General features: G+C 37.6%; 7 protein-coding genes. 6 read left to right on the plus strand and 1 reads right to left on the minus strand.

Features of this window, described 5'->3' with window-relative positions; all coding sequences use genetic code 11:
- Nucleotides 1-228, minus strand: a 228-nt coding sequence (locus A194_RS20815; protein ID WP_237718770.1) for a hypothetical protein, incomplete at its 3' end; no start/stop codon positions are given.
- 253 nt (nucleotides 229-481) lie between these two features.
- Between A194_RS20815 and A194_RS0112730 the strand changes: the two genes are divergently transcribed.
- From A194_RS0112730 to A194_RS18440, 6 genes are all read left to right on the plus strand, one after another.
- Nucleotides 482-2,272, plus strand: coding sequence for a cation:proton antiporter domain-containing protein (locus A194_RS0112730; RefSeq protein ID WP_017187212.1), 1,791 nt, complete (start codon nucleotides 482-484; stop codon nucleotides 2,270-2,272).
- 427 nt (nucleotides 2,273-2,699) lie between these two features.
- Complete coding sequence (locus A194_RS0112735) at nucleotides 2,700-3,305, plus strand: TRAP transporter small permease (protein ID WP_017187213.1); 606 nt, start codon at nucleotides 2,700-2,702, stop codon at nucleotides 3,303-3,305.
- A 25-nt stretch (nucleotides 3,306-3,330) separates the two neighbouring features.
- Complete coding sequence (locus A194_RS0112740; RefSeq protein ID WP_017187214.1) at nucleotides 3,331-4,596, plus strand: TRAP transporter large permease; 1,266 nt, start codon at nucleotides 3,331-3,333, stop codon at nucleotides 4,594-4,596.
- Nucleotides 4,597-4,631: 35 nt separating this feature from the next.
- Nucleotides 4,632-5,672, plus strand: a complete 1,041-nt coding sequence (locus A194_RS0112745) for a DctP family TRAP transporter solute-binding subunit (RefSeq protein WP_017187215.1) — start codon at nucleotides 4,632-4,634, stop codon at nucleotides 5,670-5,672.
- 173 nt (nucleotides 5,673-5,845) lie between these two features.
- Complete coding sequence (locus tag A194_RS0112750) at nucleotides 5,846-6,655, plus strand: TerC family protein (protein ID WP_017187216.1); 810 nt, start codon at nucleotides 5,846-5,848, stop codon at nucleotides 6,653-6,655.
- An 81-nt stretch (nucleotides 6,656-6,736) separates the two neighbouring features.
- Nucleotides 6,737-7,816 (plus strand): hypothetical protein, encoded by a 1,080-nt coding sequence (locus A194_RS18440; protein WP_017187217.1) that lies wholly within the window; start codon nucleotides 6,737-6,739, stop codon nucleotides 7,814-7,816.
- Nucleotides 7,817-7,854 lie beyond the last annotated feature (38 nt).

Consider the following 7,854-nt stretch of genomic DNA (forward strand, 5'->3'; position numbering starts at 1 on the left):
GCGAGCGCTGATAAATAATGTGCGAACGCCGATAAAAAGTTGTGAACGCTGATAAACTGGGACCGAGCGCTGATAAAAAAGGTTGAGCGCCGATAAAAAATCTTGAACGCTGATAAAATTGGTGAGTGCTAATAGATGCGAGCGCCAATAAATATGATCGAACGCCAAATAAACTTCATGAGCGCCAAATAGTCTGGCCGAACGCCAAATAAAAGCCGCGAACGCCAAATAAACCTCATCAGCGCCAAAACCCCAACAACCTCTAAAAGATCACATCCCCAACAACCAACTCTCCAAACCACTTATAACCCCCGCCAAACACCACCAAATCAACAAATAAAATTTTTTGATTGACGGGCTATTTTTCCAAAATTATAATGGCATGGTGTCTTGTGTAAAAAATACAATTTGCCTTATTGAATTATCTAATAAACCTATTCAATATGTGTAAATTAATATAGAAGCGTTAGGAGGAACAGTGTTGGAAAACTTATTAATGATTATGATGATCATCGGTGCTTTAGGGGTGCTGTCACAGTGGATTGCTTGGCGTACTCGTTTACCAGCAATTGTAGTTATGGCGATTGTTGGTTTACTAGCTGGTCCTGTATTCGGTATTATCAATCCTGAAGCAGACTTGGGCGACCTTTATGGTCCGTTAATCTCGATTGCTGTTGGTATCATATTATTCGAAGGTAGTTTGAATTTAGATTTCCGTGAGATTAAAGGTATGCGAAAGCCTGTCTTTCGTATTGTAACTATTGGTGCCTTTTTAGCATGGATTTTGGGTTCATTAGCAGCGCATTACGTAGCTGGTTTATCATGGGCTGTTGCGTTCGTTATTGGTGGTATTTTCATTGTAACGGGGCCAACTGTAATTTTACCCCTTTTAAGACAGGCGAAGTTAAAGCCTAGAGCAGCTGCCATCTTAAAATGGGAAGGAATCGTCGTAGACCCATTCGGCGCATTATTAGCAGTTTTCTCATTTGAGTTTATTAAGTTCTTAACAATTGAAACGGTGACATTTGATGCAGTTATTATGTTCTTATTAGCATCTGTCTTAGCTGGTATCATTGGTGCAGCCTTCGGTTATGGAATTGGCTGGTCATTTGAAAGAGGACTAGTACCCGAGTTCTTAAAATCACCAGTCGTTTTAGTGACGGTTATTATGGCATTTGCCTTAAGTGACTTTATTATGCACGAAACGGGTCTACTAGCAGTAACCGTTATGGGTATGACAATTGCGAATATGCACATTTCAGCTATTAGTGATATGCGGCACTTCAAAGAGAATATTTCAATATTACTCATTTCAGTCATTTTCATTATGTTAACAGCATCATTAGATCGCGAAACATTATTATCAATATTTGATCTAAATATTGTGTTATTTATTTTAATGATGTTATTTGTTATTCGTCCATTAACCATCTTCTTATCAACGATTGGAACGAATTTGGAATTCCGTGAAAAACTGCTCGTTGGTTGGATTGCGCCAAGAGGTATTGTTGCTTTAACGGTGTCAGCTTATTTTGCTAACGTTTTAATTGATGCTGGATTCCAAGATGCTGAAATCCTAACGTCGCTTACGTTCGGTTTAGTATTTGGTACAGTGTTAGCGCACGGCTTTTCAATCGGATGGTTATCTCGCAAGTTAGGCTTATCAACGGATACTAAAGATGGAGTCTTGTTTGTTGGTTCTAACAAGTTCTCAGCTAATTTTGCGAAGGCTTTACAAGACTTAGGGGTGCCGGTCATTATTACAGATGCATCTTCAAGTCGTTTAACACACGCAACAAAAGCCGATGTACCTTATGAACACGAAGAAATCTTATCAGAACAAATGGAGTATCAATTAGATATGACACCGTATGACTATATGTTGAGTGTTACGGAGTATGACTCTTATAACACACTTGTAAGTGCAACATTCAAACCTGAGTACGGTAAAGAACACTTATTCCAATTACCATTGCAAACAAACGAAGGTGATCAATTAAGCGAAGTAAGTCGCCATATAAGTGGTACTGTTCTATTTGATGGTAAAGTAACGTGGACTTCTCTTAACGAAAAAATTAACGATGGATTCATCTTCGAAAAAGCAGCGATTACTGAGTCAAACAATTACGATGACTTCTTAAATGATCGAAGCGAAGAAGATGTATTACTAGCTATTGTGAGACAGTCTGGTTCGGTTAACTTCTTTACACCAGAAAATACTTTAAACGCAGAACCAGGAGATCAAATTATAAGTTTAGCTAAACCAGAATAAATCATGTCCCTCCTTACTATTTATAAGTAAGGAGGGATTTTTTATGGGTTAAAAATTAAAAATATGGTATGTTACCTCGATTTGTTTCAATTGAGGTAATAAATTCTCTGTTCTATATAAGAAATTTAACTGGAAGTCAAATTACAAATTTGAAGGAAGAGCGAACAAGAGTAAGGATATTAAACTATAAAAAAGAATAGACAGTCATAGATATAAACTACCAAACTATGACAACAATAATCATGATATTTCTGAAAATTCAGCGTTTGTGACGAACCTTTTTTGTTCGATACCATTTAAATTAATAATATTGCTCTACATATATAATTCAATATAAGAAAATTTTAGAAAAAAGTTTCGGAACAATTTATATGGGGTAATAGAGTATCAGGCACTCTATGTCATTAGTAGACAGAGGAGGAACAAAGTGAAAGATCATTCGTTTTGGAAGAGTCCTTTTTTTAGACGGATTGGAAAAGCTCTTCGCATCATAGATCAAGGCTTCTTGAAATTAGAAGAGATTATTTTAAGTGGGGCTGTCATCGTGATTGCCGTTATGATTGCTGGCAATGTTCTTAGTCGTGAGTTGTTTGGGCCGAGTATTTGGTTCCACTCAGAAGTGTCTTTGTTTGCTGTTGTAATTGCAACGTTTATGGGGATTAGTTACGCAGCGAGAAAAGGACGTCATATTAGTATGTCAGCAATATATGACACGGTTCCTTGGAAAGTTAGAAAAGCAATGGCGATTTTTATTCCAGCCGTTACAGCTATAACATTGTTTTACTTATCATATGTTTCGTTTAACTATACATTAACTGTATTTGATTCAGGGAGAACAACAACTGCCTTAGAAGTTCAACAAGGTTACCTTTACATGTTTATCCCAATCGGCTTCTTTACAGGGGCAATTCAGTTTACACGTAATACGATTGTGAACCTTGTTAATAAAGAAGTTTATATCGGAACTGATGCAAAAGATTATAACGATATAGAACCAGAAAAGCGTGAATTAGATGATAACTTGCAAGTCTAAAAAAGGGTAAAGTGAGGAGCAAACCATGTTAACAGCGTTATTAGGTATTATGTTTGTTCTCCTGATGCTAAACTTTCCAATGATGATTCCGCTAATTATCGCACCTTTTATAGTAGCGGTCTTTTTCTCACCGTTATTGGATACGTCAATGATGGTTCCACAATTAATTACGGGGATTAGTACTTATGAATTGTTGTGTGTGCCGTTATTTATTTTCGCAGCCGATATTATGACATCAGGGAGAACTTCAGAACGTTTACTTGATTTTATTGGATCTTTCGTTCGTCACATCCGTGGTGGTTATGCTGTAACGACAGCTGCTGCATGTACGATGTTTGGTTCGATTTCAGGTTCGACGCAAGCTACTGTTGTTGCAATAGGTCGACCGATGCGAGAGCGTATGCTCCGTGCAGGATATAAAGATTCAAGCACAATGGCATTAATTATTAATGCAAGTGATGTTGCGTTGCTAGTACCGCCAAGTATTGGGCTTATTATTTATGGACTAGCTGCAAGAGAGTCAATCGGTGACTTATTTATTGCCGGTATTTTACCTGGTGTAATGGTGTTTTTAGTTTTTGCTACATACAGCATTATTTACGCCAAGATGAAAAATATACCTTTAGCAGCAAAAGCTGATTGGAAAGAACGTTTCCAAGCGTTTCGTAAAGCGATTTTACCATTAGGTTTCCCCATTTTAGTAATTGGTGGTATCTATTCAGGTTACTTTACGGCGACAGAAGCTGCAGGTGTTTCTGTATTGTATGCGTTAATACTTGAAGTTTTAGTATATAGATCCATTCATATTAAAAAGATTCCTAGCATTGCATTGTCTACTGGTTTAGTTACATCAGTAGTATTTATATTAGTTGCTGGTGGTCAAGTTTTTACATTCTTAATTAACTTAGAAAATATCCCGAGAATGTTAACAGAAACAGTTTTAGGTACTGACCCTACAGCGCTATATGTATTAATTATTGTAAGTATTTTCTTCTTTGTTGGTTGTATGTTTGTCGACCCGATTGTCGTTATATTAGTTTTAACGCCAATTTTCTTACCTGCTGCAGAAGCTGCAGGAGTCGACCCAATTCATTTAGGTATTATCATTACGTTCCAGGCGGCGTTAGGTTCAGCGACACCACCGTTCGGAGTCGACATATTTACCGCAAGTGCCGTCTTTAACCGGCCATATATGGAGGTTATTAAAGGAACACCGCCATTCATTATCATGATGATCCTTATGTCGATTATATTAATCCTGTTTCCACAGATTTCTCTTGCATTATTGTAAGAGAAATATAAAACACTATATATTTTTAGGGGGTAATGATTATTTTAAAATTTAAGAATGTTGGTTTAGCATTAGCTATGGTTCTAACATTAGGATTTTTAGCAGCTTGTGGAGGAGATGGAGATGCATCTCAAAACTGGCGCTTTGTAACTGAGGAAGTAGAAGGGCAAGTGCAGTATGTGTATGCGCAAGAATTTGCTGATCGCATGTACGAGAAGACAGATGGTGAAGTACAAATTGATGTATATGAGTTCGGTGGTCTTGGTGAAGAAACAGACCAAGTTGACCAGTTAATGCAAGGTACTGTAGAAATGGCTGTTATGTCTCCAGGTTTCACTGGTGATATGGTATCTGAAGGACAGTTGTTCGCATTACATTTCTTATTCCCAGATGATGTAGCGACAACTCAAGACATTTTAACGAATAGTGAAGCATTAAATACTGACCTACGTGAGCGTTATGAAGAACATAACATTTCGCCGCTTGCGTACTGGACTGAAGGTGCAACGCAGTGGACTTCAAATGAACCCCTAACTTCACCTGAAGACTTTGAGAATTTCCAAATGCGTATTCAAATGTCTCCGTTAATTCGTGAGTCATATGAAGCTTACGGTGCAGACCCACAAGACATGAGTTGGGGTGAGTTATACACTGCATTAGATCGTGGAACAGTTGATGGTCAAGAAAACCCAATCTTCTTTATTGGTGATGCATCATTCCACGAAGTACAAGATTACATGACAATCTCAAACCACAATAACTATGTGGCAATGACGACGGTTAATACTGAATGGTATAATGAATTAGATGATGACATTCGTGCTTTAGTTGATGAAACAACTGAAGAGATGCAAGACTGGATCTTTGACGAGCAACAGCGTCAAAACGAAGAGTTCATCACAATTATTGAAGAAGATACAGATAACGCAACAGAAATTGTTGAGTTAACTGAAGAAGAGCGTCAAGCATTTAGAGATATCGCTACAGATGTCCGCGAGTTCTATCGTTCTGAAGTATCAGAAGTTGGTGGCGAAATCCTAGATAAGCTTGAAGGAGAAATTGCAGAACACGAATAATAATCTGTGGAAAGAAAGGGCAGTGCCAATTAGGTGCTGCTCTTTTTCTTGTTTACGTCATAACGTACTCAAAAACAAACTAACCCATTTATTACCTTCATTAGGAAAACACTATTGTGGAGATAATATAAACAGCATTTTTCTTCCTATATATATGCTGAGGAGAGTTAAACATGGATTGGTCTTTGTTATTAGAGTATAGTTGGGTCTTACTTATATTAATCATATTAGAAGGAATCCTCGCAGCTGATAACGCTATGGTACTTGCGATTATGGTTAAGCACCTCCCAGAAAAAGAACGTAAAAAAGCGCTATTTTACGGTTTGTTAGGTGCATTTATCTTTCGTATAGGTTCATTGTTTATCATTTCATTTTTAGTAGATGTATGGCAAATTCAAGCTTTAGGTGCGTTGTATTTATTATTTATTTCAGGAAACCACATTGTAAAAAAATACGTACTTAAACGGGATAAAAAGAAAGAATCCAAAATGAATAAGGCCAATAAATCAGATGGCGCAAGTTTTTGGACTACGGTTTTAAAAGTAGAGCTTGCAGACATAGCCTTTGCTGTCGATTCGATTTTAGCAGCTGTTGCAATTGCAATGGCCTTGCCTCCAACAGCTTTACCTGATATCGGTGGAATGGATGGTGGGCAATTTCTCGTCATTTTATTTGGTGGCTTGATTGGTGTCATTATTATGCGATTTGCCGCCACCTACTTTGTAAAATTGATCAAGAAAAGGCCGGGCCTCGAAACAGCGGCTTTCTTAATTGTTGGTTGGGTAGGTGTAAAATTGGTTGTTTTCACACTTGCTCACGAAGATGTGGGGATTTTGCCGTATGACTTTGCGCATTCAACACTTTGGAAGGTTATATTTTACGGCGTGTTAGTATTAATTGGTGTGATTGGTTGGTTCTCTTCAAGCAAGAAGGCGATAGACGAAGATGAAACAAATGAATTAATTCATGAAATGAAAAAGTAGACCTTGTTAGGAGGCCTGGCAATGTTCTTTTCCAAGCTCCCTTTTCATATAGTATGTTACAGGAGTTTAAGGAGGGAGCTTATGGTTCACTACAGGTACTTCATGGGAGGCACAACGGCAAAGGGGTATGTGAACTTTTATGAGAACTTAATCGAACAGTTGGATCGAGTTGTCTATATCGAAGGTGGCTTTACATCAATTGTTAGTCCTATACTTCAGCGTGTCGCAAACAGGTACTCAGACGACTATGATATCGAATACATTCACAATCATTTATTGCCTGATCAACTAGAAGGGATTGTCATTCCTTCGCTAAGCATTGGTGTATTTGATCGTACGAAGATGAATCAAAAACGACTCGTTTACCCATCTTTATATGAAAAACTAATTTATTTAGGTGACGGATATGATACAGACTATTTAAAAGAGCATGAGTATGAATTAGTACAGTATCAGGAAGAAGTGAAGCGTTTATATACAGAATCGATTAATCATTTTCAAACCGCCTTAGAGCACCACCACCGTGTTGAAAAAATTTATATTGATTACTTAAATGTTAGAAAAGCTAATAAAGAAACGGAATACCTTCTAAAAGATTTACTAGCTGACCACAGTTTGAATAAACCCGGAGCAGTTAAACATCGCTATTTAGGAGCTGCTACCCCTCAAGGTCCAACCGATTACGTTATGGAGTTAACTGAACAGTTGAATAGACGAATTTTTATTAAAGGTCGTTCAGGTACGGGTAAGTCGACGATGCTTCGCAAATTGGCTCATGAAGCAAAAGACCGTGGGTTTGATGTCGAAATTTACCATTGTGGGTTTGACCCAGGAAGTTTAGATATGTTGATTTTACGAGAGCTTAGTGTAGCTATCTTTGATGCAACAGCCCCACATGAGCATGATCCAGTGAATGATACTGATGAAGTTCTCGATGTATATGAATTGTTTGTTGATGGCAACCCTGATGTTGTTCATCTAGACCGTTTGAAAAAATATAAAGGGGCATATAAAGATGAAATGATGAGTGCAAGGGATGTTTTAAAAGAGATTAAGGAACATCAAGTGAAGTTTGAGAAGATCTATAAAGAAGCGTGCGCCCCTGAATTTATTCAAGAAGTAGAAGACGATTTGTTAGAATGGATTAAGAGTATTGAGTAAAAGGTCCCGGACAGCTGTGATTGAACAATCATAGCTGT

It is taken from the genome of Alkalibacillus haloalkaliphilus C5 (genome assembly GCF_000269905.1).
Taxonomy (GTDB): Bacteria; Bacillota; Bacilli; order Bacillales; family Alkalibacillaceae; genus Alkalibacillus; species Alkalibacillus haloalkaliphilus_A.